Origin of the sequence: Campylobacter sp. CNRCH_2014_2452 (assembly GCF_025772865.1) — a bacterium.
Taxonomy (GTDB): Bacteria; Campylobacterota; Campylobacteria; order Campylobacterales; family Campylobacteraceae; genus Campylobacter_D; species Campylobacter_D lari_D.
In genome coordinates, this window is sequence record NZ_JAKMSX010000005.1 from 109,728 (window position 1) to 135,013 (window position 25,286).

Below are 25,286 nucleotides of genomic sequence, written 5' to 3' on the forward strand. Positions count from 1 at the left end.
CTACTTTTTATGGTATTCGGTATCCATTCTTATAAAGTAGTCATATCGTAGACAAGTAAAAAGGAAAAATGAATGTCTCGTATAGGTAAACAACCAGTTGCTATTCCAAGTGGAGTAGAAGTAAAATTAGAAGGTAACTTGCTAAAATTCAAAAAAGGAAATTTAGCAAAAGAGCTTGATACAAAAGCAAATGTTAATGTTGAGATTAAAGAAGGACAAATTCTTTTCTCTCCTAAAGGTGAAGATAGACAAAGTAGAGCTTATTGGGGAACTTATAGAGCTTTAGCTCAAAACATCATTATCGGTTTAACTGATGGCTTTAGCAAAACTTTAGAAGTCAACGGTGTTGGTTATAAAGCTGCGTTAAAAGGTAAAGTTCTTGAACTTGCTTTAGGTTTTTCTCATCCTATCAACTATGCTATTCCAGAAGGCATAGAAATTACCGTTGATAAAAACAATGTTATTATTAAAGGTAGCGATAAACAAGTGGTAGGTCAAGTTGCTGCTCAAATTCGTGAATTTAGACCACCTGAGCCTTACAAAGGAAAAGGTGTTAAATATTCAGATGAGCGTATTATCCGCAAAGCTGGTAAGACATCTAAGAAGTAAGGATAGAATATGAGAGCAAATGTATTAAAAAGAAAAATATCTTTAAGAATTAAAAGAAAAAAAAGAATTAGAGCAAAAATTTCAGGAACACAAGCTCTTCCAAGAGTTTCTGTTTTTAAATCAAACAGAACTTTATATATCCAAGCTATCGATGATGTTAAAGCAGTAACTTTAGCAGCAGTAGATGGAAGAAAAATTGGTGTTAAAGCAAATAAAGAAGGTGCTAAAAAAATAGCAGCTGAATTTGCAAAAGTTTTAAAAGCTAAAAACATAGAAGAAGCAGTGTTTGATAGAAATGGTTATTTATACCATGGTGTTATTGCAGCATTAGCTGAAGCACTAAGAGAAAACGGAATCAAACTATAACCCAAAAGGAAGATCGATGGAAAAATATAATAGAGAAGAATTTGAAGAAGTAATCGTCGATATCGGCAGGGTTACTAAGGTTGTTAAAGGTGGTAGAAGATTTAGATTTACTGCTTTAGTTATCGTTGGAAATAGAAAAGGTTTAGTTGGTGTGGGCTATGGAAAAGCTAAAGAAGTTCCAGATGCTATCAGAAAAGCAGTTGATGATGCTTTTAAAAACATTGTTGAAGTTAAAACAAAAGGTTCAACTATCCCTCATGATGTAGAAGTAAAATACAACGCAAGTAGAATTTTACTTAAACCAGCAAGCGAAGGTACAGGGGTTATTGCAGGTGGTTCAACACGTCCTATCGTGGAACTTGCAGGTATTAAAGACATTTTAACTAAGTCTTTAGGTTCAAATAATTCAGCAAATGTTGTGCGTGCTACTATCAAAGCACTTACAATGCTTAAAGGATAATCAATGAATTTAACAAAAGCACCAGGTTCAACACATAAAACCAAAAGAATAGGCCGTGGTCAAGGTAGTGGTATGGGTAAAACTTCTACTAAAGGTGGAAAAGGCCAAACTGCTAGAAAAGGTTATAACGAAAAAAGAGGTTTTGAAGGGGGTCAACAACCACTTCAAAGACGCTTACCAAAAGTAGGCTTTACTTCTAAATTTGAAAAACCTTATGTGATTAATGTTGAAAAAATCACAGCAATCAAAGAGCTTAGCGAAATTACATTTGAAACAATCAATAGTATTCATAAGCTTTCAAAAAATGTAAATAAAGTTAAGCTTATTGGAGCAAGTGCTAAAGATCTTGCTAGTAAAATTAAAGACGAGAAGATCACTTTTAGCGGACAAAAATAATGAATAAAGCATTGACAAATAAAATTCTCATAACATTAGCTTTTTTATTTGCTTATAGAATATTAGCTTATGTTCCAGTTCCGGGGGTTAATGTCAGTGTTATCAAGGAATTTTTTGATTCTAATGCATCTAATGCATTAGGCTTGTTTAATATGTTTAGTGGGGGTGCTGCTGAAAGACTTAGCATCATCTCTCTAGGCATTATGCCTTATATTACTGCTTCGATTATTATGGAGCTTTTAGCGGCAACTTTTCCTAACATAGGAAAGATGAAAAAAGAACGCGATGGTATGCAAAAATATATGCAAATTATCCGTTATGCTACTATAGCTATCACTTTGATACAAAGTATAGGCGTTTCTATAGGCTTGCAAAGTCTTCATGGGAAAGCAGGTCAGTCAGCTATTATGATTGATATGAATACTTTTATTGCACTTTCTGCTATTTCTATGCTTGCAGGTACCATGCTTTTAATGTGGATAGGTGAGCAAATCACTCAACGCGGTATAGGAAATGGTATTTCTTTGATCATCTTTGGCGGTATTGTTTCTACAATTCCAGGTGCAATTAGTGGAACAGTAAATTTGGTAAATACAGGTGAGATGAATTTCTTGACTATCATTGCTATTTTAGTTGTAATTTTACTTACTATTTGGGCTATTATAGTAGTAGAGCTTGGAGAAAGAAGAATTCCTATTTCTTACTCAAGAAAAGTAATCATGCAAAATCAAAACAAACGCATTATGAATTACATACCTATTAAAATAAATTTAAGTGGAGTAATTCCTCCTATTTTTGCAAGTGCGATTTTGATGTTTCCAAGCACTATTTTGCAAACAAGTACAAATGAGTATGTGTTAAAAATTTATGACTTTTTAAATCCAAATGGATTTTTCTTTCATTTTTTAACATTCTTACTTGTTATTTTCTTTGCGTATTTTTATGCATCAATTGTATTTAATGCAAAAGATATAGCTGAAAATCTTAAAAGACAAGGCGGTTTCATACCAGGTATTAGACCAGGTGAAGGAACTGCAAATTATCTTAATGAAGTAGCATCAAGACTTACCTTGTCAGGTTCTATTTATTTAGGGCTTGTAGCTACATTACCATGGCTTATTGTGAAGTTGTTTGGTGTGCCTTTTTATTTTGGTGGAACTTCTGTTTTGATCGTAGTTCAAGTAGCGCTTGATACAATGAGAAAAATTGAAGCTCAAATTTATATGAATAAATACCAAACCTTAAGTGCAGTAGGCTTATAAGAAAGTAGATTTTCTACTTTCTTCTCTTTTTAAGGATTTTGATGAGACTAGGCGTTTTTGATAGCGGTGTAGGTGGGCTTAGTGTTTTAAAATCTTTACTTCAAGCAAAACTTTTTAAAGAATATATTTACTATGGAGATACCGCAAGGGTACCTTATGGGGTTAAAGATAAAGAAACTATCATTAAATTTTCCCTAGAAGCTTTAGAGTTTTTCAAAGAAAAAAAAGTCGATATGCTTATTATTGCGTGTAATACAGTTAGCGCGCATGCTTTAGAAATTCTAAAAGCAAATGCACCATTTCCGGTTCTTGGAGTTATAGAAGCAGGGGTTTTAGCGGTTAAAAACTCTTTAGAAGATAAAAACTCTAATATATTAGTTATTGCAACACAAGCTACCGTGGATTCTCACGCTTATAAGCAAGCTTTAATCAAAGAAGGTTTTTTAAAAGTGGAAGAAAAAGCAACTGGGCTTTTTGTACCTATGGTTGAAGAAGGGATTTTTCAAGGAGATTTTTTAAAAGCTGCTTTTGAGTATTATTTTAATAAGCTTAAATTTCATCCTAATGCTCTAATCTTAGCATGCACGCATTTTCCTTTAATTGCTCATTCTTTGGAAGAGTATTTTGGCAAAAATACAAAACTTATTCATTCAGGCGAGGCTATAGCTTTGCAATTGCAACAAGAATTTAACTTAACATCAATCCAAGAAGAAGCCAACATTCAATTTTATGCTTCAAGCGATGTGGAAAAACTAAAAAAAATTGCAAATTTATGGCTTTAATTAATGAATATTTACTAAAGTATTTTTTATATTAATAATTTATTTTTATTTAAACATAGTTGCATTATAATTTTTATCATTTCTAATGAAAGGACTAACATGAAAAAAATGTTAATGTGCGCAGCTATGGCACTAAGTTTAGGAGCAGGAATTTTGGAAGCAAAACCAAAAGTTGCAATTTTAGCTACAGGTGGAACTATTGCAGGCTCGATTGATAGTTCGGTAGCTACAACAGGTTATACAGCGGGTGTTTTAGGGGTTGATGCTTTGATTAAAGCAGTGCCTCAAATTCAAGATTTAGCAGTAATTAGCGGGGATCAAATTGCAAATATTGATAGTAAAGATATGACAAATGAAATTTGGCTAAAACTTGCTAAAGAAGTCAATAGGCTTTTAAAATCTGATGTAGATGGAGTTGTGATTACTCATGGTACTGATACCATGGAAGAAACTGCATATTTCCTAAATTTAACCGTAAAAAGCGATAAACCTGTTGTTTTAGTTGGTGCAATGCGCCCATCAACTGCAATTAGTGCAGATGGTCCTAAAAATCTTTACAATGCTGTAGCGTTAGCAGCAGATCCACAAGCAAAAAATAAAGGTGTAATGGTGGCTATGAATGATAGAATTCAAAGCGCTAGAGGCGTTATGAAAACTCATAGTTTAAATGTAAATGCATTTAGTTCACCGGATATGGGTGATGTGGGTTATATAGTAGATGGAAAAGCATTCTTCTACAATACTAATACAAAATTACACACCAAAAAATCTCCATTTGATGTTAGCAAGCTAAAAGAATTACCAAAAGTAGATATTCTTTATAGTTATGCAAATGATGGTAGCGGTGTTGCAGCAAAAGCTTTGTTTGAAAATGGAACTAAAGGTATAGTTGTAGCTGGAACAGGTGCTGGCAGTATTCATGATTATCAAAAAGATGTATTAAAAGAATTGCTTAAAAAAGGTCTTAATGTAGCGGTAAGTTCACGCGTAGTAGCTGGTAGAGTTGCAGTAAGTGATGCTGATGCAAAACTTGGTTTTATTGATACAGGTGATATGAGTCCTCAAAAAGCTAGAGTATTATTAATGCTTGCTTTAACTAAAACAAGTGATCCTAAGAAAATTCAAGAATATTTCTTAAAATACTAAAATCTTTTAGCGCCCAAATGCTACAATAACATTTGGGTGAGTTTTTCAATCAAAATCTTACTTAAATTAATCACAAGGATATTAAATGAGACAATATGAAAGCTATAAATGCCAAAAATGCGGCAATGAAGTAGAAGTGCAAAATGTAGGTGGTGGAAAGCTTAGTTGCTGTGGTCAAGAAATGGAGTGCATTACTAAAGATTTAACAGCCATAAATTTGATGAAAGCTTTCGCAGGTGAATCTATGGCAAGAAACAAATATGATTTATTTGCAGATATTGCTCAAGAAGAAGGTTGGCATGCTATTGCAAAGCATTTTAGAGAAGCTGCAGAAAATGAAAAATGGCATGCAAGAGCTGAGTTTAAAGCTTATCATGAATTAGTAGATGGTAAAGCTTTAGAAGAAACTGCTAAAAATTTAATCTGTGCAGCAGAGGGTGAAAATTACGAGCATACTACCATGTATCCAAATTTTGCACAAATTGCAGAAGATGAAGGCAAGAAAAACATAGCAAGATTATTTACTGCTATTGGTAAAGTAGAAATTGAGCATGAAAGAGAATATTTAGCACTTAAAAAAATGCTTGAAGAAGAAGATTTCTTTAATTCAGAGGTAGAAGAATTATGGGTTTGTGAAGTTTGTGGGCATATACACCGTGGTAAAAAAGCACCAAATGCCTGTCCTTTGTGTAAAGCTCCAAAAGAATACTTCAAACGAGAATTTTTAGGATAATTTTAAAAATCTTGATAAAAATGATAAAATATTTTATTTTTATCAAGGCCTAATATGCAAATTCTAACTCATCCTTTTGAACCTTTTTTTGATGAAAACTCAAAAGTTTTGATACTAGGTTCTTTTCCATCTATTAAATCAAGAGAAGAAAATTTTTATTATCAACATAGTAAAAATCGTTTTTGGCGTATTTTTGAAATATTATTTGAGTGTGAGTTAAAAACAGTGCAAGAGCAAAAGGCTTTTTTAAAAGCAAATCATATAGCACTTTGGGATGTTATAGCAAGTTGTAAGATAAAAAATTCAGATGATAAAACTATTTCTTATGCCAAAGCAAATGATATAAGTATTATTTTAGATAAGGCAAATATAGAAAAAATTTGTGTATTAGGTAAAGTTGCAAGTAAATATTTTGCTAAATTTTATCCTGAGCAAGAATTTTTTGAACTTCCTTCAAGCTCACCTGCCAATATAAATTATTCTTTAGAAAATTTAGTAGAAAAATATACTATTATAAAGGAAAAATAATGGCTTTAGTTGGAGTAGATGAGGCTGGGCGTGGAGCTTTAGCTGGAGATATGCACTTGGCAGCTTGCAAGCTTTTAAAAAATATTGATGGTTTAGCTGATTCTAAAAAATTAAGTGCAAAAAAAAGAGAAGAATTATATGAGCAAATTCTTTCTAATTCAAATTTTTTAATCCTTGCTTTTTCACCTTTGCAAATTGATATTTTAGGACTTAGTCAGTGTTTAAATTTGGGCTTAAAGATAATAAAAAAACATTTTAACCAAGATGAGATTTTATATGATGGAAATTTAAATTATGGAGTTTTAGGCATAAAAACCATGATTAAAGCTGATATGAAAGTACAAGAAGTTTCAGCAGCTAGCATATTAGCCAAGGTAAGTCGTGATCAAAAAATGTGTTATTTTTCTAAATTATATAATCATTATGATTTTGATAAGCACAAAGGTTATGGTACAAAAGCTCATATAGAAAAGATTAAAGCATTTGGTTATTCGCCCTTACACCGCAAAAGCTTTATGTTAAAGTGTTTTGAGAAAAGCTTATTTGATTAGATTGTGTTTTGTAATTTTAATAATGAAAAAATATAATTAAAAACTATTTTTTTAATAATAATCTATTAAAAATTATAATATTGGTCTAAAATACTCTATGTTTTAAGAAAAATTAATTTTTTTCTATTATAGTAATATAAAAATATTTTAAGGGGTATTATGTCTTTACTTTTAAGTGAGCTAAAGATTGGAAATTTTTATGTAAAAAATCGCATCGTAATGCCTCCTATGGATATGTATGAAACACAAGTTTTAGATGGTAAGATTAATCAATTTCACTTGATACATTATGGAGCTAGAGCTTTGGGTGGTGTTGGGCTTATCATAGTTCAAGCTTGTGCGATTAATGAAAATGCAAAAATTGCTGATAATGATATAGGCCTTTGGGGAGATTTTCAAATTCAAGGACATAAAGAGCTTGTCGATCTTTGTCATCATTTTGGTGCTAAAGTTGCTATCCAACTAAATCATAGTGGTCGTAAAAATTCATGCAAACAAGCTATATCAAAAGCCCCAAGTAATATCGCTTTTAGTGAAAAATTTTCTAAACTTCATGTTTTAAGTAAAGATGAAATTTTACAAATTGAACAAGAATTTATCCAAAGTGCTAAAAGAGCTAAAGAAGCAGGCTATGATGCGATAGAGCTTCATAGTGCTCATGGGTATTTGCTTAGTTCATTTTTATCTCCTTTATCAAATCAAAGAGATGATGAATATGGTGGTAGTTTTGAAAATAGAGCGCGTCTTTTGTGTGATATCATTAAGCGTATAAAAAAAGAAGTTGATATTACTTTATTTGTAAGAATTTCAGCTACAGAGTGGCAAGAGGGTGGTTGGAATTTGGAAGATAGTAAAAAACTTGCCTTGATTTTAGAAAATTTAGGCGTTGATATGTTAGATATTTCAGCAGGAGGAAATACCAACAAACCTTCTTTAGTGCCAAATATAGCACCACTTTATCAAGCTCCTTATGCTAAGGCTTTAAAAGAAGTTGTTAAAATTCCTATATCTTGTGTGGGTCTTATAAATAGTGCTAGCGAAGGTGAGGCTTTGCTTTTGGGTGAGGTGTGTGATTTAGTTTGTTATGGTAGAAAATTATTAAGAAATCCAAATTTTACAAATGAAGCCGCAGTTGCTTTAAATGAAAGGGAAAAAATCACGCCAAACTACTCAAGAGCATATTTGCAAAATAATACAAAAAGTTTTTAGGTAAAAGCTTTTTTTATTATTTTTTACAAGGAGAAAATGTGGATAATCTTAAGTGGAATTCTTTTGATACGCGTTGGATGCTTTCTCTTTTTGGGACTGCAGTTGGTGCGGGGATTTTATTTTTACCTATTAAAGCAGGTGTTGGTGGTTTTTGGCCAGTTGTTGTAATGGCTTTGATTATTTTTCCAATGGTGTATTTAAGCCATAGAGCCTTAAGTCGTTTTGTATGTCAAGCAAATGGTAATGATAAAGATATTACTCATGCGGCTGAAGAGTATTTTGGTAGAAAAGTAAGTATTTTTATTTCTGTGCTTTATTTCTTTGCAATTTTCCCAATTTGTTTAGCATATTGTGTAGGTATAACTAATACTTTTGAGAGTTTTATTTATAATCAATTCTTACCACTTTTAGATCCAAATGGTTCTTTCGCAAACGCAATTAGTGCTATGTATCAAACAAGTGTAAATGAGCAAGGAAAAACTATAGCTAATTTACTTCCTTTTTATAGAGCGCTTTTTGCTTTTGTTTTAGTAAGTATTTTTATGCTTATTATGCTTTTTAGTGAAGAATTAATTACCAAAGTATGTGAGTGGCTTGTATATCCTTTATGTGCTATTTTATTTTTATTTTCTTTATATCTTATCCCGCAATGGTCGTTTGAAAGTTTTAGTGCTATTCCTGGAACAAAAGAATTTATTACTATAGTATGGCTAACTTTACCGGTTTTAGTGTTTTCATTTAATCACTCACCAGCGATTTCTACTTTTTCTTTAAGTGTAAAAAGACAATATCCTGAAAATTCAGTACAAAAAGCAAATCAAGTGTTATTTAGAACTTCTGTAATGTTACTTGCTTTTGTAATGTTTTTTGTGGTATCTTGCGTGCTTTCTTTAACTCCTGCAGAACTTGCTGAAGCTAGAGCACAAAACATACCTGTACTTTCTTATTTTGCTAATAAACTTGATAATCCATTTATTTCTTATGGTGGTCCACTAATCGCATTTTTAGCAATTTCTAGTTCATTCTTTGGGCATTATTTTGGTGCTAGGGAAGGTGCTTATGGTATAGTTAGAAAATGTTGTAAATTAGCAGGTAATGATAATCCGGATTTGAAAAAAATCGCAGTTTATTCAACTTTGGTAATGTATATTGTTATGTTAATTACTGCTTATGTAAATCCAAGTATTTTAGGTTTTATTGAAAGCTTAGGTGGTCCAATCATTGCCGCAATCTTATTTTTAATGCCTATGATTGCAATTTACACTGTATCTAAAATGAAAAAATTCCAAAACAAAGCTTTAGATGCATTTGTATTTATCACAGGTATTTTGACAATCATTACTGTAATTTATACTTTTTAAGGTGTTGATGAATGAGTAGTAATTTAAGTATATTTAAAGTTGGTGTCGGTCCTTCATCTTCTCATACTTTAGGACCAATGTTAGCAGGGAATATGTTTTGTGAAAAAATCAAAGATAAAATCACACAAATTACAAAAATTCAAATCAAACTTTATGGCTCTTTATCGCTTACTGGTAAAGGCCATTTAAGTGATAAAGCTATTATATGGGGGTTGAGTGGCTTAAGAGCAAAAGAATTAAATGTTGCTTTGCAAGATCGTGTGTTTAATAAAATTTTGCAAGATAAAATTTTGGTTTTAGATGCTCAAAAAGAATTAAATTTTGATTATGATAAAGATTTGATTTTTGAAAAAGACTTTTTACTTTTGCATGAAAATGGATTGAAAATAAGTGCTTATAATAAAAATGGAGAAATCATTGCTGAAGAAATTTATTATTCGGTAGGTGGTGGTTTTGTTATGAGTGAAGCTGAACTTCAAAAACACAAAGACGGAGCTTGTGAGCAAAAACATACTAAATTAGAACTTGATATTAATAACGCAAGCGATGCTTTAAGAATTTGCGAAGAAAATTCATGGGATCTAGCAAAACTCTCTTATGAATATGAGCTTCAATTTCACACTAAAGAAGAAATTAGAGCTTATTGTTTAGAAATTTGGGAAGTAATGCAAGAAGTTTATTATAATGGTATTCATCCAAGCTCAGATTTTCTTCCAGGGAATTTACATTTAAAACGCCGCGCCAAAGGACTTAATGAGCGTTTGGCTATGACAAGTGATCCTTTAGGAATTATTGATTTTATTTCTTTATATGCTATTGCTATTGCAGAGGAAAATGCAAGTGGAGCTAGAGTGGTAACTGCACCAACTAATGGTGCATGTGCTGTTGTGCCTGCTGTAATGCTTTATCTTAAAAATCATACTATTGGTTTTAACGATGAAAAAGCCATTAATTTTTTACTTACTGCTATGTTAATAGGCTCTTTTTATAAGAAAAATGCAAGTATAAGTGGTGCTGAAGCTGGCTGTCAAGCTGAAATTGGTAGTGCAAGTTCTATGGCAGCAGGAGCTATGGCTACTGTAATGGGTTTTGATGCAAAGATAGCTTGTAATGCTGCTGAAATTGCAATGGAGCATCATTTAGGTTTAACTTGTGATCCAGTAAGTGGTTTAGTGCAAATTCCTTGTATAGAAAGAAATGCCTTTGGAGCGATTAAAGCAATTTCAGCTGCTAGAATGGCAATGAGTAGAAAATCAACTCCAAAAGTAAGTCTTGATGAGGTTATAAAAACTATGTATGAAACCGGCAAAGACATGAATTCAAAATACAAAGAAACTTCTTTAGGTGGCCTAGCTACTAATCTTACAAGTGTATGTTAAAACCTTAAGTTTTAAAACTTAAGGTTTTTCCTTAAAGCTTTTAAAAGCGCATAAATGCTAAATTTTTAAAAATTTTAAGGAAAATATAAATGATAGAAATCAAAAAACCAGCAGAAATAGAAAAACTACGCAAGGCAAATGAACTTGTAGCTAGAACGCTTGACTATCTAGAGGGCATTATAGTTCCAGGTATGAGTTTAAAAGAAATTGACATTAAAGCAGAAGAATTTATACTTGATCATGATGCAAAACCATCTTTTAAAGGCTTATATGGTTTTCCAGGCAGTATTTGTATCTCACTTAATCAAGCTTGCATTCATGGTGTAGGGGATGAGCGTATTTTAAAAGAAGGCGATATTTTAGGGCTTGATGTGGGTACTTGCATAGATGGATATTATGGAGATGCAGCAAGGACTATACCTATAGGTCAAATTTCAGCTACTGATGAGGCTTTGATTGCTTGTGCTAAAGATGCTTTGTATTATGCTATAGATATTATCAAAGAAGGTATGCGTTTTAAAGAGCTTTCATATGAGCTTGGCGAGTTTATCGCTAAAAGAGGATTTGTACCTTTGAAAGGTTATTGTGGTCATGGTATAGGTAAAAAGCCACACGGTGAGCCTGAAATTCCAAATTATTTAGAACCAGGTGCTAGTGCAAAAAGTGGACCTAAAATCAAAAATGGCATGGTATTTTGCATAGAGCCTATGGTATGTCAAAAAGATGGCACACCGGTACATTTAAAAGGTAATTGGGAAGCAGGAAGCAAAGATGGATTAAATGCTGCTCATTATGAGCATTGTGTTGCAATTATAAATGGCAAAGCAGATATTTTATCTAAGTAAGAAAGTTTAAACTTTCTTACTCAAATGTTTTTAGTTTTTCTGAAAGTTTAGAGGCATTTTCTAAAACATCTTGTGAAATTTGTGTTAGTTCGAGTGAATAGTTTTTAACACAATTTGCAAGTTCAGTCACTTTTTCTACATTTTGTTCTAACTCATTCATTTTAGCTTTTGACTCATCACTTTTTTCTTCCATAATTTTAGTAGAATGGATACTTGTTTTTAATTTTTCTATAGAAGCACCGACTTCACCTTGTAAGATATTAGCTTTGTTGGAAGTATCACTCATGGATTGATGAATTCCATCCATCAGGCTTTTGTTGTCATTGATTTGTTGTACTATAGTTCTTACAGTAGTTTCTATAGCGACTAAAGATTTTGTAGTTTTATCAGCTAAGTTTCTAACTTCATCAGCAACAACAGCAAAGCCTCTACCATGTTCTCCTGCACGAGCTGCTTCAATAGCTGCATTTAAAGCCAGCAAGTTAGTTTGATCGGCTATATCTTTAATAGCTGCTGTAACTTCTACAATACTATCAGCACTTTGTACTAGTATATCCATAGCACTTAAAACACTTTGTTCTTTTTCTCCACTTAGTAATATAAGCTCTACTAGCTCTTTAAGCGTTTTTTCAACTTCTCCCATAACTTCTTGCATATCATGCATATCTTTTATAGTATTTTTAGCTAGATTTTGAGTTAAGTCTATATGACTTTCTAAAACAGAACTTATTTCATGGACATTAGAAATTTGCTCATGCTGTAAAAGTGAACTTTGCTGTAAAATTTCAGCATTTTGGGAAAGTTTTTGTGAGCTTTTGTGGCTTGAATTTGCAGTTTGTATGGCTTCTAAAACTGAATTTTGCACTATTTGTATGAAAGAATTAATATAGCCAGCACTTGTAGCTAATTCACTTTTTTTATCAATGTCTAATCTTGCACTTAAATTCGCATGTTCTCCCGCTAGATTTGCACTTAGTTTTTCAAGTAAAGATATAGGTATGATTACTTTTTTTAATGTTAAAAGTATGAAAAAAATCAATACAGCTAAGGTAAATAGGAAAATTCCTATAGCTGTATAAAGATTATATTTATTTTGTAGATTGATATTTTTAGCAATTAAATTTTGGTGTGCTAGAATTTGTTTTTGCAGTTCTTGATCAAGAAAACTTTGAGAATTATCTTTTAATATTTTAATTTGACTTAATATCATCTTACAATGTGTATTAAAAAGCTCAAATAACTCTTGTGGTAATTGAGAATCTTTTGCGTTTAAATTTGTGACAAGATTTTGTAATCTATTTTGTGCTAAAGGTTCTAATATATCCATAGTTCCTATAATGCTTAAAATATTTCCTATATATTCTATTTGTTTAGCCTCTTGAGTAGTGAGTGCTAATTGATTTGTTTGTTTGATGATTTCTTGTTGAATTTCGTAAAGATAAAGCTTTGAATTTATAGCAATAGAATTGGCTGATTTAAAATGTTGTAGTTGCGTATTTTTTTTCTGAAAAATTGCTTCTAGCTTTTTAGTATCTATTTCATTGGCTTTTAAAATAGCTAAAGTATTTTCAAAATCTTTTACTAGTTTGACGCTGATGTCATAGTTTTGTAGATTTAGTTTATTTTTAAAAATTTCATCTATTTTAGTATCTAGAATTTCTAATTTTTGAAAAGAATCCATAATAAGTGAATTTCTTTTGGTGGTATTGTAAGTATTAAAAATAAATAAAGTCAAAGTTAAAAGCAATACCAAAACCACTATGGATAAAGTGATGAATTGTTTTAAAAAAGAGAAAGTTTTTTTATTTGAGTGGATCATGGTATTCTCCTGTTAAAGAATTTAAAAATGCAACTATATCATCAACTACATCTTGCTCTAAAAATTTACCAAGCTGATAATACGCCATAAATTGTACGCAAGCATCAAGTGTTGGCATAGAACCATCATGAAAATAAGGAGCAGTTTTGGCTATGTTTCTAAGACTTGGCACTTTTACTACAAATTGATCGTGAGGATCTTGAGTGATCTCATAGCGTCCTTTCCAATTTGTTCCATTATCATAAGGAACAAATACTCCCATTTTTTGATACATATTTCCACCTATATTTTGTCCTTGATGGCACGCTATACAACCATTTGATAAAAAGGCATTATAGCCTCTTTTTGCTTGTTCGCTTATAGCGTTTTTATCTCCCTTTAAGTAGCGATCAAATGGGGAATTTGGCGTAAGTAAGGTTTTTTGAAATTCAGCTAAAGCATCTGCTATATTATCAAAGGTAACTTCTCCGTAAAGTCTTTTAAATTCTTTTTCATAAATTGCGTTAGTTTTTACTATTTGCACCACTTCATCTGCATCTTTTAACCCCATTTCTTTAGGGTTTAACAAAGGATGTTTGGCTTGTTCTTGTAAATCTTTTGCATTGCCTCTCCAAAATTGTGCTAGGCTAAAAACGGCATTAAAATTTGTAGGAGTATGGAATGGCTCATCTATTATGCCATTAATACCTGTTGAAAAAGTTTTATTATCTACTCCAAAATTTGCAATATCATGACAACTATTGCAAGATACTTTTTTATCTTTTGATAAACTTGTATCCATATAGAGTTTTTTTCCTAAAATAGCTTTTTCTTTATTATAAGGAATGCTTTCTGGTATAGGTGTAATCATTTCAAATGCTAAAAGTGGCAACAAAGAAAGTATTAAAACAATAAAAATTTTCATAATCATTTTCCTTTAATTTTATAAATTTTTAATTAATAATTTTTTTTAATTATAACATTAAAATCTTAACCTCTTATAAGTAAATATGGTAGTTATCAGTGTTATCAGGGATAAAAACAAAATATAAATAAAAATTCCATACACGAAAGGATTTTCAGGTTTTATAGCCAAAGAATGTAATGCAAATACAAGTTGAGGAGTGAAACCACCCGCTATTGCATAAGCTATATTATAAGAAAAAGAAATTCCACTAAAACGAATACTTGGCTTAAAAATTTTACACATTAAAATAGGTGCTAAAGCATTAATACCACCAAAAAAACACGCTATAAAATAAAAATATATACTCAAATGCAAAATTTGAGCATAGAAAAAATAAAAATAAAAAAAGCACGATAAACTAAATCCTATGGTAAAAATTAAAGCGGTAGCTAAAAAACCAAATTTATCAACCCAAATTCCAGCAAGTAAAGTTCCACAAGATAAAATTACTATTGCAAACATTTGGATTAAAATCGCATCTGTTTTATCAAGAATCAAAACTTCTGATATAAAATTAGGCATAAGTAAAATAAGTATTATCACGCAGGCCGTGAGCATCCAAGTTAAAAGCATAGAAGCAATGATGTCTAAATAAATATTTTTTTCTTTAAAAAGTGTTTTTAAAGGAAATTTTTCTAAATCATTTTCTTGTCGCATTTTTTGAAAAACAGGTGTTTCTTCTAAAAATTTTCTAAGATATATAGAAATGATACCAAAAAATCCACCTATAGCAAATGGAATACGCCAAGCATATTCATAAATTGCTTCTTGATCAAAGTAATGATTAATCGCTAAGGCAACAATACAACCTAAAAGAATTCCAAAAGCCATAGAAGCATTAATAGCGCTAATATAAAAACTATCTCTTCCATCGGGTGCATGTTCTTTTACAAATACCCAAGCACCAGGGAGTTCTCCGCCTATAGCTATACCTTGAGCTATTCTAACAAGTAGTAAAAAAATAGGAGCAAAATATCCTATAGTTTCAAAAGTAGGTATAAAAGCTAGAGAGAAAGTTGGAAACACCATGAGTAATATACTAAGCATAAACATCTTTTTACGACCCATTTTATCTCCAAAATGTGCCATAATTATACCACCGATTGGTCTAGCTAAATATCCTGCTGCGAAAGCCCCATAAGTGTTTAAAAGTTTCCAAAAATCACTTAAATCACTAGGAAAAAAATTTCTTGAAATATAATTAGCAAAAAATACAAAAATAACAAAATCATAAAATTCTAAAGCTCCACCCAAAGAAGATAAGGAAAGAGTTTTAAAATCACCTCTTTTTAAAGTTTTTGACATCTATAAATACTTTCTTTTTGTAGTAATTTTGTAATTATAGTAAAAATATTATAGTTTGTAAAAAAATATTAAAAATTTAAAAAGAAAAATTGTGATAAAATAATAGCTTTGTATTTTATAGAAAGGAGAGAAATATTGGCAAAAGATGATATTATCGAAATCGATGGTAATGTAATCGAAGCTTTACCTAATGCGACTTTTAAAGTTGAATTAGATAATAAACATGTGATACTTTGTCATATTGCAGGTAAAATGCGTATGCATTATATTAGAATTATGCCTGGCGATAGAGTTAAAGTAGAGCTAACGCCTTATAGTCTTGATAAGGGTCGTATTACATTTAGATACAAATAAGTCTAAGTTGTTTAAAAGCAAAAGTAAAGTATAATTAGCACTTTTGCAGAAATTGCAATAAAACTGTATGAAGAAGTATTTTCAAAATCACCACTTATTTTGAAAATAGTTGGTTGCTCTAAAAACCTGGTGCAGTTGTAAAAAAGTGGAATTTACAATAACAGGAGTAAAGCATGAAAGTTAGACCATCTGTTAAAAAGATGTGTGACAAATGCAAAGTAGTTCGTCGTAAAGGCGTAGTTCGCATTATTTGCGAAAATCCAAAACACAAACAAAGACAAGGATAATTTATGGCTCGTATTGCAGGTGTAGATTTACCAAAGAAAAAAAGAATTGAATATGGTTTGACTTATATTTATGGTATAGGTTTGCATACTTCAAGAAAAATCTTAGATAAAACCGGAATTTCTTATGATAAAAGAGTTCATGAGTTAAGTGAGGACGAAGCAGCGGCTATCCGTAAAGAAATTCAAGAAAACTATATGGTTGAGGGTGATCTTAGAAAACAAGTTGCTATGGATATCAAAGCATTAATGGATCTAGGAAGCTTTAGAGGCTTAAGACATAGAAAAGGCTTACCGGTTCGTGGTCAAAAAACAAAAACAAATGCCAGAACTAGAAAAGGTAAGAGAAAAACCGTTGGTGCAAAATCATAAGGATAGAAAATGGCAAAAAGAAAAGTTGTTAAGAAAAAAATAGTTAAAAAAAATATAGCTAAAGGTATAGTTTATATCAGTGCAACATTTAATAATACTATGGTTACTGTAACTGATGAAATGGGAAATGCTATTGCATGGAGTAGTGCAGGTGGTTTAGGATTTAAAGGTTCTAAAAAATCAACTCCTTATGCGGCGCAACAAGCAGTAGAAGATGCTTTAAATAAAGCAAAAGAACATGGTATTAAAGAAGTAGGCATTAAAGTACAAGGGCCAGGAAGTGGTCGTGAAACAGCAGTTAAAAGTGTAGGTGCTATGGAAGGTATCAAAGTAACTTTCTTAAAAGATATTACCCCATTAGCTCATAATGGTTGTAGACCACCAAAACGTCGTCGTGTCTAAGAATAAGATATAAGATTTAGGAGAATTATAATGGCAAGATATAGAGGACCAGTAGAAAAATTAGAAAGACGACTTGGCGTAAGCTTGGCAATGAAAGGCGAAAGAAGATTAGCAGGTAAAAGTGCTTTAGATAAACGCCCTTACGCACCAGGTCAGCATGGACAAAGAAAAGCTAAAATTAGTGAATATGGACTTCAATTAAGAGAAAAACAAAAAGCTAAATTTATGTATGGTGTTAGTGAAAAACAATTTAGAAGATTATTTAGTGAAGCTGCTAGAAAAGATGGCAATACCGGTGCGCTTTTGATCCAGCTTTTAGAACAAAGACTTGATAATGTTGTTTATAGAATGGGTTTTGCTACAACACGCCGTTTTGCTAGACAACTTGTAACTCATGGACACATTTTAGTAAATGGTAAAAGAGTAGATATTCCTAGTTATAGAGTAGAAGCAGGTCAAAAAGTTGAAGTGATTGAAAAAAGCAAAAACAATCCTCAAATTTCAAGAGCGATCGAACTTACTGCTCAAACTGGTATAGTTGCTTGGGTTGATGTAGAAAAAGATAAAAGATTTGGAATTTTTACAAGAAAACCTGAAAGAGAAGAAGTTATCATTCCAGTTGAGGAAAGATATATCGTTGAGTTGTACTCTAAATAATAAAGGTTTTTGATATGAGACATATTACAACTTCTGCTTATACACCAACAGAGTTTAGTATTGAAAATATCAGTGATACAGTAGCAAAAGTAAGTGCATGGCCTTTTGAAATTGGTTATGCTATTACTTTGGCGCATCCTTTGCGTCGTTTGCTTTATTCAAGCACAGTAGGTTTTGCTCCAACAGGAGTTAAAATCAAAGGCGTAGCACATGAATTTGATAGTATGCGTGGTATGCTTGAAGATGTAGCATTGTTTATTATCAATCTAAAAAAATTAAGATTTAAACTAAAAACAGATTCTGAAAAAGAAATCGTAACTTTTAGTTTTAAAGGACCAAAAGAAATTTGCGGAAAAGACTTAGACAATGAAGTTGTTGAAGTTGTGAATGCAGATAGCTATCTTGCAACGATTAATGAAGATGCAGATTTAGAATTTACTTTAATCATTGAAAAAGGTATAGGTTATGTGCCTTCTGAAGAAATTCAAAATTTCTTAGATCCTGAATTTATAGCACTTGATGCGTTCTTTACTCCGGTAAAACATGCGGTTTATGATATAGAAAAAGTGCTTTTTGAAGATAATCCAGATTATGAAAAAGTTGTTTTTACAATCACAACTGATGGTCAAATTTCACCAAGTGACGCTTTTAAAAATGCTTTAGAAGCAATGTATAAACAATTATCAGTGTTTGATAAAATCACTAATGCACAAAGCGTTGTAAGAAGTCAAACACCAAATAATGAAGTAGAACATGTAAAATTACTTCAAAATATAACTGAGTTAAATTTAAGTGCAAGAAGTTTTAACTGTTTAGAAAAAGCAAATGTAGTTTATATTGGTGAACTTGCCTTAATGAGTGTTAGCGAACTTGCAGATTTAAAAAATCTTGGTAAAAAATCTTTAGATGAGATTAAAAGTGTAATGGAATCTATAGGTTTCCCTATAGGAAATTCAAAACTCAGTGATAGTGCAAAAGAAACGCTAAAGAAAAAAATTACAGAATTAAAAGCACAAAATGAAGGATAATCAATGAGACATAGACATGGATATAGAAAGTTAGGTCGCACTTCTACTCATCGTGCAGCCTTATTAAAAAACCTTACCATTGCTATTATTAAAGCAGGTAAAATAGAAACAACATTACCTAAAGCAAAAGAATTAAGAGGTTATGTTGAAAGATTGATCACTCGTGCAAGAAAAGGTGATTTCAATGCTCACAGAGCAGTTTTTGCTAGCTTGCAAGATAAAGAAGCTACAAATAAACTTGTAACAGAAATTGCACCTAAATTCGCAGATAGAAATGGTGGTTATACAAGAATTATCAAAACAAGAATCCGCCGTGGCGATGCTGCAGAAATGGCTTTCATCGAATTCGTAGCTTAATTTTTAGCCTTTTAAAGGCTAAAAACTTCTTATTTTTATTTATTTACTTACTATTTTTTGTATTTTTATCCATTTTTTGCTACTATTAATCTTTTTAACTACAAAAAAGGAAAAAAATGCAAGAAAATTCAAGATTACGCATAGCTATACAAAAATCAGGTCGTTTAAGTAAAGATTCTATTGCCTTGCTTGAGTCTATAGGCGTAAAACTTCGCATACACGATCAAAGTTTAATTGCTTTTTCTACAAATTTACCTATTGATTTACTTAGAGTAAGAGATGATGATATACCAGGGTTAATTTTTGATGGAGTAGTAGATCTTGGCATAGTTGGGGAAAATGTTTTAGAAGAAAATGAGTTAGAAAGAAAATCAAAAAACGAAAATGCAGATTTTATAATGCTTAAAAAGCTTGATTTTGGTGGGTGCCGCTTGTCTTTAGCATTACCAGAAAATAGTGAGTATAAAGGTATAGAAAGTTTTAAAAATTTACGCATAGCAACTTCTTATCCACAGCTTTTAAAGCGTTTTATGGAAGAAAATAATATCCCCTATAAAACTTGTATGCTAACAGGCTCAGTTGAAGTAGCACCAAGTGCAAATTTAGCTGATGGAATTTGTGATTTAGTTTCAAGTGGAGCTACTTTAAAAGCAAACGGACTTAAAGAAGTTATGGTGATTTATAAGTCAAAAGCTTGCATTATCCAAAGAAAAGAAAGTTTAGCTTCACACAAACAAGAATTAATCGATAAATTACTCATTAGAATTCATGGAGTTATGCAAGCAAGAGAGTCAAAATACATCATGTTGCATGCTCCTATTGAAAAGTTAGAAAAAATCACAGCCTTGTTACCAGGTGTTGAAAAACCTACGATTTTACCTTTAGAAAATGATAAAGCTAGAGTGGCACTGCATATGGTAAGTCAAGAAAATTTATTTTGGGAAACTATGGAAGCTTTAAAAAAAGAAGGTGCAAGTGCGATTTTAGTTTTACCTATTGAAAAAATGCTCTCTTAAAGGATAAAAATGCAAATACTTGATTTTGAAAAATTAAACCAAAACGAACAAGAATTAGCACTCAAGCGTCCTGCTATGAGTGCTAATGCACAGGTTAAAACCATAGTAGAACAAATCATTGAAGATGTTAAAACAAATGGCGATGAAGCTTTAAAGCAAATGGCTGTAAAATTTGATAAAGTAGAGTTAAATTCCATCAAACTAAGCGATGAAGAGCTTAGTAATTTAGTAGAGCAAATTGATGATGAGTTAAAACAAGCTATCAAAATAGCTTATGAAAATATCTATAAATTCCACAAAGCTCAAGAAAGTCAAACCATAGAGGTTCAAACCTTTGAAGGGGTAACTTGCAAGGTGCTAACAAGAGCCATTGAAAAAGTAGGGCTTTATATACCAGGAGGTTTAGCGCCACTTTTTTCAACCGCACTTATGCTAGCTATCCCTGCTAAAATTGCAAAATGTAAATTCATAGCCTTAGCTTCCCCAGCGCCATTACATCCTGCCATTGCTTTTGTGGCAAAACTTTGCGAAGTTGATGCAGTGTATCAAATAGGTGGAGCAGGAGCTATAGCAGCGCTTGCTTATGGAACGCAAAGTGTGCAAAAAGTAGATAAAATTTTTGGCCCAGGAAATGCCTTTGTAACTGAAGCCAAAAAACAAGTTAATAATCATGGAGTAGCTATTGATATGCAAGCAGGGCCTTCTGAAGTGTTAGTTTTAGCAGATGAGTTTGCTAATGCTAAATTTATAGCTTCAGATTTACTCTCGCAAGCTGAACATGGAGCAGATTCTCAAGCGATTTTAGTTTGCACAAGTGAAAAATTAGCCAAAGAAGTAGATAGTGAAGTTGCTTTACAGCTTGAAAAACTCTCGCGTAAAGAAATTGCTTCAAAATCTTTAGCACACTCTAAAATCATTCTTGCAAAAGATATAAAACATGCCATAAGTATTTCAAATGACTATGCACCCGAGCATTTGATCATTCATACACAAAATCCATCTAGCTTGCTTGATGATATTATGCATGCAGGTTCGGTATTTTTAGGTGAGTATTCTCCAGAATCCATGGGGGATTATGCAAGTGGGACAAATCATGTATTGCCAACATATGGTTTTACTAAATCTTATTCTTCATTAGGACTTGCTGATTTTATGAAAAGAATGAGTGTGCAAGAACTTAGTAAAGAAGGCTTTAAAAAGCTTGGTCCTGTGGTGGAAATTTTAGCAGCAGCTGAAGGGCTTGATGGGCATAAAAATGCCGTGAGTTTAAGATTAGAAAGTCTAAAATGAGTGCAAAAATTTTATTTATCGATAGAGATGGCACGCTCATTGATGAGCCAAAAGATGATTTTCAAATCGATTCTTTGGAAAAACTTGAGTTTGAAAAAGGTGCTATCAATGCGCTTTTAAAGTTAAAAAATTTTGGTTTTAAATTTGTTATGGTAAGTAATCAAGATGGTCTAGGCACAAATTCTTTTCCTAGGGAAAATTTTGACAAGGCTCATGAAAAAATGCTAAGTGTTTTTCAAAGTTGTGGCATAGAATTTGAAGATATTTTTATATGCCCACATTTTGAGCATGAAAATTGCGCCTGCAGGAAGCCAAAAACTGCCATGCTTGAAAACTACATCAAAAACAAACTTTATGACAAAAATAAAAGTTTTGTTATCGGCGATAGAGACAGCGATATGCTTTTGGCGCAAAATCTTGAAATTCAAGGTTTAAAATATGACAAAAATGACTTTAATTGGGAGCAAATCGCTGATTTTATTTTGCAAAATTACCGCAGTGCCTGTATAGAGCGTAATACCAAAGAAACCCAAATTCAAGTTAAAATGGCTTTTAATGAAAAAGCAAAAGCTAATATAAAAACAAATATTGCATTTTTTGATCATATGTTAGAGCAAATTGCTACGCATGCAAATATATCTTTAGAGATAAAATGCAAAGGAGATTTAGAAGTTGATGAACATCACAGCGTAGAAGATGTCGCACTTGCTTTGGGCGAGGCTATTAAAAATGCACTAGATCAAAAAATAGGTATTGCAAGATATGGCTTTGTTTTACCTATGGATGAGTGCTTGGCAAGTTGCGCGATTGACTTTTGTAATAGACCGCATTTAGTTTATAAGGCTAAGTTTAAAAAAGAAAAGCTTGGAGAATTAAGCACAGAAATGATAGAGCATTTTTTCTACTCACTAAGCTATGCTATGGGTGCGAGTTTGCATTTAAAAGTTAAAGGCAAAAACGATCATCACAAAGCCGAAGGACTTTTTAAAGCCTTTGCAAGAGCTTTAAAAATGGCTATAAAAATAGAAAATGAAAACCTAGCAAGCTCTAAAGGAGTGATATGAAACTAGCTATTATAGATACAGGTTGTGCGAATTTAGCTTCTCTTGCTTTTGCACTCGAGCGTTTAGGACAAAAAAGTATTATCACGCATGATTTAAAAGAACTCTCACAAGCAGATAAGCTTTTGCTTCCTGGTGTTGGCACAGCAGCTAAAGCAATGGCTAATCTACAAGCACTTAATTTAGAAAATTTTATCCAAACTACCACAAAACCACTTTTAGGCATTTGTCTTGGTATGCAAATTTTGGGTAAATTTTCAGAAGAATTACACCAAAAAACACTTGGTATTATGCCTTTTGAAACACAAAAATTCCAAGAAAAAACAAATTTTACTTTCCCGCATATGGGGTGGAATCAAGTCTTTAGCTCTCATGAGCTTTTTAAAGATTTAGATGGAGCTTATTTTTATTTTGTGCATAGTTATTGTGTGGAGCTAAATGAATACACCATCGCAGAGTGTGAGTATTCTACTAAATTTAGTGCAAGTTTAAACAAAGACAATTTTTATGGCGTGCAGTTTCACCCTGAAAGAAGCGGCGAAGCGGGTGAAGTATTATTAAAAAATTTCATAAATATGTAGGTAAAAATGCAAACTCAAATCATTCCAGCATTAGACTTAATAGATGGTAAAGTAGTAAGGCTTTATAAAGGAGATTATACTAAAAAGCAAGAATACAGCTTTGATCCTTTGGCTAAATTTCAAGAGTATGAGGCTCAAGGCATTGCTTGGCTTCATTTGGTGGATTTAAGTGGTGCAAAAGATCCTAGTAAAAGACAACTAAAACTCATAGAAAACCTAGCTTCAAAAATCAAAGTAAATCTTCAAGTAGGTGGAGGAATTCGCACTAAAGATGAAGTTAAAGCTTTGTTTGATAGCGGTGTTAAACGCGTAGTTATAGGCTCTTTAGCGGTTAAAAATAAGCCCCTTACACAAGAGCTTTTGAGTGAATTTGGCGTAGAAAGTATAGTCTTAGCGCTTGATAGTATTTGCGTTAAAGATGAGTTTTTTGTGGCTGTTGATGCATGGAGTAAAACAAGCGATGAGAGTTTGTTTGAGCTTTTAAATTTTTATAAAGATGTAAAGCATATTTTATGCACAGATATTTCTAAAGATGGCACGATGAGTGGAGCAAACATCACTTTATACAAAGCTTTGCATGAGAAATTTCCACATTTGCAAACCCAAGCAAGTGGAGGTGTGGCGAGCTTAGAAGATTTTAAAAAGCTAAATGGCATAGTAAGTGGTATCATCGTAGGTAAAGCCTTGCTTGATAAAGAATTTAGCATAAAGGAGGCTCAAGAATGCTTACAAAACGCATAATCGCATGTTTAGATGTAAAAGATGGTAGAGTAGTTAAAGGGGTGCAGTTTAAAAACCATGAAGATATGGGAGATGTTATAGAACTTGCTAAATTTTACTCACAAAATGGCATTGATGAGCTTGTATTTTATGATATTACAGCTTCAGCCAAGAATGAGCGTATCAATAGAGCTTGGGTAAGCAAAGTAGCACAAAATATCTCTATACCATTTTGCGTCGCAGGAGGTATAAAAAGCGAAGATGACGCAAAAGAGCTTTTAGCAAATGGTGCTGATAAAATTTCTATTAATTCCCCTGCTTTAAATGATCCTGATTTAATCTCACGCCTTGCAAAAAGCTTTGGAGTTCAATGCGTAGTCGTAGGTATAGACACTTTTAAAGATGAGAACAATGAGCTTTTAGTCTATAAATACACTGGAGATGAGAGCAAATCTCATCATAGTGGTAAAAAAACACTAGATTGGGTAAAGCAAGTATGCGAGCTAGGAGCTGGCGAAATCGTGCTAAATATGATGAATCAAGATGGCATGAGAAAGGGTTATGATCTCGATCAACTTACCAAGGTTAGACAAATTTGTCCTGTGCCTTTAGTGGCAAGCGGTGGCGCAGGAGCTAAAGAGCATTTTTTGGACGCTTTTAAACTTGGTGTTGATGGAGCTTTAGCAGCTTCAGTGTTTCATAAAAAACTTATAGATATTAAAGAATTAAAACTATTTTTAAAAGATCAAGGCATACAAATTCGTATTTAATAAGGAAAAACTATGGGTATAAATGAAGAAGAATTTATAAAAAGCATAAATTGGCAAAAGGTAAATAACCTTATCCCCGTGATAATCCAAGATTATCATTCTTGTGAAGTTTTAATGCAAGGTTTTATGAATGAACAAGCTCTAAGAGAGAGTTTTAAGCACCAAAAGGTTGTATTTTACTCACGCACTAAAGAGCGTTTGTGGATGAAAGGTGAGCAAAGTGGGAATTTCTTGCATATCATAGATATGGGACTTGATTGTGATAGAGATTGTATTTTAATCCTTGTAAAAGCTCAAGGCGCTACTTGTCATACAGGCGATACTTCTTGTTTTGAAACGCTTTCTAAAAAAGCTGATTTTGTATTTTTATCGCGTCTTGAAAGACTTATCAACTCACGCAAAAACACTTGTGCAAGCTCTTCTTACACGGCTGAACTTTTTTCAAAAGGCACTAAACGCATAGCACAAAAAGTAGGTGAAGAAGGCGTTGAAACCGCTTTGGCTGCTACTATTAAAGATAAAGATGAGTTGATAAATGAAGCTGCTGATTTACTTTATCATTTAGAAGTGTTATTAGCTGATGCGGATTTGAGTTTAAATGATGTGATTGCTAAATTAAAAGAAAGAAATAAAAGTTAAGCGTGATTTCTCACGCTTAATTAAGCAATATTTTTGAAAAGATTCACTGACTATATCG

31 protein-coding genes and 1 pseudogene are annotated in these 25,286 nt (G+C 32.1%); 28 read left to right on the forward strand and 4 right to left on the reverse strand.

Translation table 11 applies throughout. The features are described from left to right. Positions 1–72: 72 nt before the first annotated feature. From rplF to map, 14 genes are all read left to right on the forward strand, one after another. Entirely contained in the window at positions 73–609 is a 537-nt protein-coding gene (gene rplF / locus L8X38_RS04720; RefSeq protein WP_263661429.1) for a 50S ribosomal protein L6, read from the forward strand. Between the two features lie 9 nt (positions 610–618). Further along, the gene (rplR, locus tag L8X38_RS04725) at positions 619–975 is read left to right on the forward strand and encodes a 50S ribosomal protein L18 (protein WP_039617157.1); all 357 of its coding nucleotides are present in this window, start codon (positions 619–621) and stop codon (positions 973–975) included. Positions 976–991: 16 nt separating this feature from the next. Beyond that, positions 992–1,435, forward strand: coding sequence for a 30S ribosomal protein S5 (rpsE, locus tag L8X38_RS04730; protein ID WP_039617161.1), 444 nt, complete (start codon positions 992–994; stop codon positions 1,433–1,435). Between the two features lie 3 nt (positions 1,436–1,438). After that, positions 1,439–1,831: a 50S ribosomal protein L15 gene (gene rplO / locus L8X38_RS04735; RefSeq protein WP_039617163.1), complete on the forward strand. Its 393-nt coding sequence runs from the start codon at positions 1,439–1,441 to the stop codon at positions 1,829–1,831. After that, entirely contained in the window at positions 1,831–3,093 is a 1,263-nt protein-coding gene (gene secY, locus L8X38_RS04740) for a preprotein translocase subunit SecY (protein ID WP_133319135.1), read from the forward strand. The genes rplO and secY overlap by 1 nt, the downstream gene beginning before the upstream one ends. Before the next feature lie 41 nt (positions 3,094–3,134). Further along, the gene (gene murI, locus L8X38_RS04745) at positions 3,135–3,875 is read left to right on the forward strand and encodes a glutamate racemase (RefSeq protein ID WP_263660381.1); all 741 of its coding nucleotides are present in this window, start codon (positions 3,135–3,137) and stop codon (positions 3,873–3,875) included. 114 nt (positions 3,876–3,989) lie between these two features. Next, positions 3,990–5,021, forward strand: a complete 1,032-nt coding sequence (locus L8X38_RS04750; RefSeq protein ID WP_263659249.1) for a type II asparaginase — start codon at positions 3,990–3,992, stop codon at positions 5,019–5,021. Positions 5,022–5,106: 85 nt separating this feature from the next. Then, positions 5,107–5,754, forward strand: coding sequence for a ferritin family protein (locus L8X38_RS04755; RefSeq protein WP_220567003.1), 648 nt, complete (start codon positions 5,107–5,109; stop codon positions 5,752–5,754). Between the two features lie 54 nt (positions 5,755–5,808). Next, the gene (locus L8X38_RS04760) at positions 5,809–6,282 is read left to right on the forward strand and encodes a DNA-deoxyinosine glycosylase (protein WP_263661430.1); all 474 of its coding nucleotides are present in this window, start codon (positions 5,809–5,811) and stop codon (positions 6,280–6,282) included. Continuing rightward, positions 6,282–6,833: a ribonuclease HII gene (locus tag L8X38_RS04765; protein WP_263661431.1), complete on the forward strand. Its 552-nt coding sequence runs from the start codon at positions 6,282–6,284 to the stop codon at positions 6,831–6,833. Before L8X38_RS04760 ends, L8X38_RS04765 begins: the two co-directional genes overlap by 1 nt. Positions 6,834–6,992: 159 nt before the next feature. Further along, positions 6,993–8,042: a tRNA-dihydrouridine synthase gene (locus L8X38_RS04770; protein WP_263661432.1), complete on the forward strand. Its 1,050-nt coding sequence runs from the start codon at positions 6,993–6,995 to the stop codon at positions 8,040–8,042. 77 nt (positions 8,043–8,119) lie between these two features. Then, positions 8,120–9,403, forward strand: a complete 1,284-nt coding sequence (locus L8X38_RS04775) for an aromatic amino acid transport family protein (protein ID WP_133319191.1) — start codon at positions 8,120–8,122, stop codon at positions 9,401–9,403. A gap of 11 nt (positions 9,404–9,414) precedes the next feature. After that, the gene (locus L8X38_RS04780) at positions 9,415–10,782 is read left to right on the forward strand and encodes an L-serine ammonia-lyase (RefSeq protein WP_263661433.1); all 1,368 of its coding nucleotides are present in this window, start codon (positions 9,415–9,417) and stop codon (positions 10,780–10,782) included. An 89-nt stretch (positions 10,783–10,871) separates the two neighbouring features. Further along, positions 10,872–11,627: a type I methionyl aminopeptidase gene (map, locus tag L8X38_RS04785; protein WP_263661434.1), complete on the forward strand. Its 756-nt coding sequence runs from the start codon at positions 10,872–10,874 to the stop codon at positions 11,625–11,627. A 16-nt stretch (positions 11,628–11,643) separates the two neighbouring features. Here map and L8X38_RS08510 read toward each other — a convergent pair whose 3' ends face one another. The 4 genes and pseudogenes from L8X38_RS08510 to L8X38_RS04800 all read right to left on the reverse strand — a co-directional run bounded on the left by L8X38_RS08510 (position 11,644) and on the right by L8X38_RS04800 (position 15,697). Next, positions 11,644–12,291, reverse strand: coding sequence for a methyl-accepting chemotaxis protein (locus tag L8X38_RS08510; RefSeq protein ID WP_393921357.1), 648 nt, complete (start codon positions 12,289–12,291; stop codon positions 11,644–11,646). 480 nt (positions 12,292–12,771) lie between these two features. Further along, positions 12,772–13,446, reverse strand: a pseudogene (locus tag L8X38_RS08515) (DAHL domain-containing protein); the annotation flags it as partial. Then, complete coding sequence (locus L8X38_RS04795; RefSeq protein WP_243705637.1) at positions 13,430–14,353, reverse strand: cytochrome-c peroxidase; 924 nt, start codon at positions 14,351–14,353, stop codon at positions 13,430–13,432. The gene L8X38_RS04795 and the pseudogene L8X38_RS08515, both read right to left, overlap by 17 nt. A 54-nt stretch (positions 14,354–14,407) precedes the next feature. Continuing rightward, a complete protein-coding gene (locus L8X38_RS04800; protein WP_263661436.1) occupies positions 14,408–15,697 on the reverse strand; it encodes an MFS transporter in 1,290 nt (429 codons plus the stop codon). Between the two features lie 135 nt (positions 15,698–15,832). Here L8X38_RS04800 and infA point away from each other — a divergent pair, with 135 nt between their 5' ends. The 14 genes from infA to hisIE all read left to right on the forward strand — a co-directional run bounded on the left by infA (position 15,833) and on the right by hisIE (position 25,228). Further along, positions 15,833–16,051 (forward strand): translation initiation factor IF-1, encoded by a 219-nt coding sequence (infA, locus tag L8X38_RS04805; RefSeq protein WP_012660842.1) that lies wholly within the window; start codon positions 15,833–15,835, stop codon positions 16,049–16,051. 173 nt (positions 16,052–16,224) lie between these two features. Next, positions 16,225–16,338, forward strand: a complete 114-nt coding sequence (gene rpmJ / locus L8X38_RS04810) for a 50S ribosomal protein L36 (RefSeq protein ID WP_002781429.1) — start codon at positions 16,225–16,227, stop codon at positions 16,336–16,338. A gap of 3 nt (positions 16,339–16,341) precedes the next feature. After that, complete coding sequence (gene rpsM, locus L8X38_RS04815; protein ID WP_012660843.1) at positions 16,342–16,707, forward strand: 30S ribosomal protein S13; 366 nt, start codon at positions 16,342–16,344, stop codon at positions 16,705–16,707. 9 nt (positions 16,708–16,716) lie between these two features. Then, positions 16,717–17,109, forward strand: coding sequence for a 30S ribosomal protein S11 (gene rpsK / locus L8X38_RS04820; protein WP_133319145.1), 393 nt, complete (start codon positions 16,717–16,719; stop codon positions 17,107–17,109). A 30-nt stretch (positions 17,110–17,139) separates the two neighbouring features. Beyond that, positions 17,140–17,766, forward strand: a complete 627-nt coding sequence (gene rpsD, locus L8X38_RS04825; RefSeq protein WP_263659172.1) for a 30S ribosomal protein S4 — start codon at positions 17,140–17,142, stop codon at positions 17,764–17,766. Between the two features lie 14 nt (positions 17,767–17,780). Further along, complete coding sequence (locus tag L8X38_RS04830; RefSeq protein WP_039627711.1) at positions 17,781–18,794, forward strand: DNA-directed RNA polymerase subunit alpha; 1,014 nt, start codon at positions 17,781–17,783, stop codon at positions 18,792–18,794. Between the two features lie 3 nt (positions 18,795–18,797). Further along, positions 18,798–19,151: a 50S ribosomal protein L17 gene (gene rplQ / locus L8X38_RS04835; RefSeq protein ID WP_012660847.1), complete on the forward strand. Its 354-nt coding sequence runs from the start codon at positions 18,798–18,800 to the stop codon at positions 19,149–19,151. Positions 19,152–19,267: 116 nt separating this feature from the next. Then, positions 19,268–20,167: an ATP phosphoribosyltransferase gene (gene hisG, locus L8X38_RS04840; RefSeq protein WP_133319147.1), complete on the forward strand. Its 900-nt coding sequence runs from the start codon at positions 19,268–19,270 to the stop codon at positions 20,165–20,167. 9 nt (positions 20,168–20,176) lie between these two features. Next, on the forward strand, positions 20,177–21,457 hold the full coding sequence (gene hisD / locus L8X38_RS04845; RefSeq protein WP_263661437.1) for a histidinol dehydrogenase: 1,281 nt from the start codon (positions 20,177–20,179) through the stop codon (positions 21,455–21,457). Further along, the gene (gene hisB, locus L8X38_RS04850) at positions 21,454–22,521 is read left to right on the forward strand and encodes a bifunctional histidinol-phosphatase/imidazoleglycerol-phosphate dehydratase HisB (protein ID WP_263661438.1); all 1,068 of its coding nucleotides are present in this window, start codon (positions 21,454–21,456) and stop codon (positions 22,519–22,521) included. Before hisD ends, hisB begins: the two co-directional genes overlap by 4 nt. Continuing rightward, on the forward strand, positions 22,518–23,099 hold the full coding sequence (gene hisH, locus L8X38_RS04855; RefSeq protein ID WP_263661439.1) for an imidazole glycerol phosphate synthase subunit HisH: 582 nt from the start codon (positions 22,518–22,520) through the stop codon (positions 23,097–23,099). The genes hisB and hisH overlap by 4 nt, the downstream gene beginning before the upstream one ends. 6 nt (positions 23,100–23,105) lie before the next feature. Next, positions 23,106–23,840, forward strand: coding sequence for a 1-(5-phosphoribosyl)-5-[(5-phosphoribosylamino)methylideneamino]imidazole-4-carboxamide isomerase (gene hisA, locus L8X38_RS04860; RefSeq protein ID WP_263661440.1), 735 nt, complete (start codon positions 23,106–23,108; stop codon positions 23,838–23,840). Further along, entirely contained in the window at positions 23,822–24,589 is a 768-nt protein-coding gene (gene hisF / locus L8X38_RS04865) for an imidazole glycerol phosphate synthase subunit HisF (RefSeq protein ID WP_263661441.1), read from the forward strand. The genes hisA and hisF overlap by 19 nt, the downstream gene beginning before the upstream one ends. A 12-nt stretch (positions 24,590–24,601) precedes the next feature. Continuing rightward, a complete protein-coding gene (gene hisIE / locus L8X38_RS04870) occupies positions 24,602–25,228 on the forward strand; it encodes a bifunctional phosphoribosyl-AMP cyclohydrolase/phosphoribosyl-ATP diphosphatase HisIE (RefSeq protein ID WP_133319155.1) in 627 nt (208 codons plus the stop codon). The last annotated feature ends 58 nt before the right edge of the window (positions 25,229–25,286 follow it).

Bases quoted from the DNA above. Each gene is read 5' to 3' on its own strand.
- rplF (WP_263661429.1), top strand. From the start codon at position 73: ATGTCTCGTATAGGTAAACAACCAGTTGCTATTCCAAGTGGAGTAGAA.
- rplR (WP_039617157.1), top strand. From the start codon at position 619: ATGAGAGCAAATGTATTAAAAAGAAAAATATCTTTAAGAATTAAAAGA.
- rpsE (WP_039617161.1), top strand. From the start codon at position 992: ATGGAAAAATATAATAGAGAAGAATTTGAAGAAGTAATCGTCGATATC.
- rplO (WP_039617163.1), top strand. From the start codon at position 1,439: ATGAATTTAACAAAAGCACCAGGTTCAACACATAAAACCAAAAGAATA.
- secY (WP_133319135.1), top strand. From the start codon at position 1,831: ATGAATAAAGCATTGACAAATAAAATTCTCATAACATTAGCTTTTTTA.
- murI (WP_263660381.1), top strand. From the start codon at position 3,135: ATGAGACTAGGCGTTTTTGATAGCGGTGTAGGTGGGCTTAGTGTTTTA.
- L8X38_RS04750 (WP_263659249.1), top strand. From the start codon at position 3,990: ATGTGCGCAGCTATGGCACTAAGTTTAGGAGCAGGAATTTTGGAAGCA.
- L8X38_RS04755 (WP_220567003.1), top strand. From the start codon at position 5,107: ATGAGACAATATGAAAGCTATAAATGCCAAAAATGCGGCAATGAAGTA.
- L8X38_RS04760 (WP_263661430.1), top strand. From the start codon at position 5,809: ATGCAAATTCTAACTCATCCTTTTGAACCTTTTTTTGATGAAAACTCA.
- L8X38_RS04765 (WP_263661431.1), top strand. From the start codon at position 6,282: ATGGCTTTAGTTGGAGTAGATGAGGCTGGGCGTGGAGCTTTAGCTGGA.
- L8X38_RS04770 (WP_263661432.1), top strand. From the start codon at position 6,993: ATGTCTTTACTTTTAAGTGAGCTAAAGATTGGAAATTTTTATGTAAAA.
- L8X38_RS04775 (WP_133319191.1), top strand. From the start codon at position 8,120: ATGCTTTCTCTTTTTGGGACTGCAGTTGGTGCGGGGATTTTATTTTTA.
- L8X38_RS04780 (WP_263661433.1), top strand. From the start codon at position 9,415: ATGAGTAGTAATTTAAGTATATTTAAAGTTGGTGTCGGTCCTTCATCT.
- map (WP_263661434.1), top strand. From the start codon at position 10,872: ATGATAGAAATCAAAAAACCAGCAGAAATAGAAAAACTACGCAAGGCA.
- L8X38_RS08510 (WP_393921357.1), bottom strand. From the start codon at position 12,291: ATGCATGATATGCAAGAAGTTATGGGAGAAGTTGAAAAAACGCTTAAA.
- L8X38_RS04800 (WP_263661436.1), bottom strand. From the start codon at position 15,697: ATGTCAAAAACTTTAAAAAGAGGTGATTTTAAAACTCTTTCCTTATCT.
- rpmJ (WP_002781429.1), top strand. From the start codon at position 16,225: ATGAAAGTTAGACCATCTGTTAAAAAGATGTGTGACAAATGCAAAGTA.
- rpsM (WP_012660843.1), top strand. From the start codon at position 16,342: ATGGCTCGTATTGCAGGTGTAGATTTACCAAAGAAAAAAAGAATTGAA.
- rpsK (WP_133319145.1), top strand. From the start codon at position 16,717: ATGGCAAAAAGAAAAGTTGTTAAGAAAAAAATAGTTAAAAAAAATATA.
- rpsD (WP_263659172.1), top strand. From the start codon at position 17,140: ATGGCAAGATATAGAGGACCAGTAGAAAAATTAGAAAGACGACTTGGC.
- L8X38_RS04830 (WP_039627711.1), top strand. From the start codon at position 17,781: ATGAGACATATTACAACTTCTGCTTATACACCAACAGAGTTTAGTATT.
- rplQ (WP_012660847.1), top strand. From the start codon at position 18,798: ATGAGACATAGACATGGATATAGAAAGTTAGGTCGCACTTCTACTCAT.
- hisG (WP_133319147.1), top strand. From the start codon at position 19,268: ATGCAAGAAAATTCAAGATTACGCATAGCTATACAAAAATCAGGTCGT.
- hisD (WP_263661437.1), top strand. From the start codon at position 20,177: ATGCAAATACTTGATTTTGAAAAATTAAACCAAAACGAACAAGAATTA.
- hisB (WP_263661438.1), top strand. From the start codon at position 21,454: ATGAGTGCAAAAATTTTATTTATCGATAGAGATGGCACGCTCATTGAT.
- hisH (WP_263661439.1), top strand. From the start codon at position 22,518: ATGAAACTAGCTATTATAGATACAGGTTGTGCGAATTTAGCTTCTCTT.
- hisA (WP_263661440.1), top strand. From the start codon at position 23,106: ATGCAAACTCAAATCATTCCAGCATTAGACTTAATAGATGGTAAAGTA.
- hisF (WP_263661441.1), top strand. From the start codon at position 23,822: ATGCTTACAAAACGCATAATCGCATGTTTAGATGTAAAAGATGGTAGA.
- hisIE (WP_133319155.1), top strand. From the start codon at position 24,602: ATGGGTATAAATGAAGAAGAATTTATAAAAAGCATAAATTGGCAAAAG.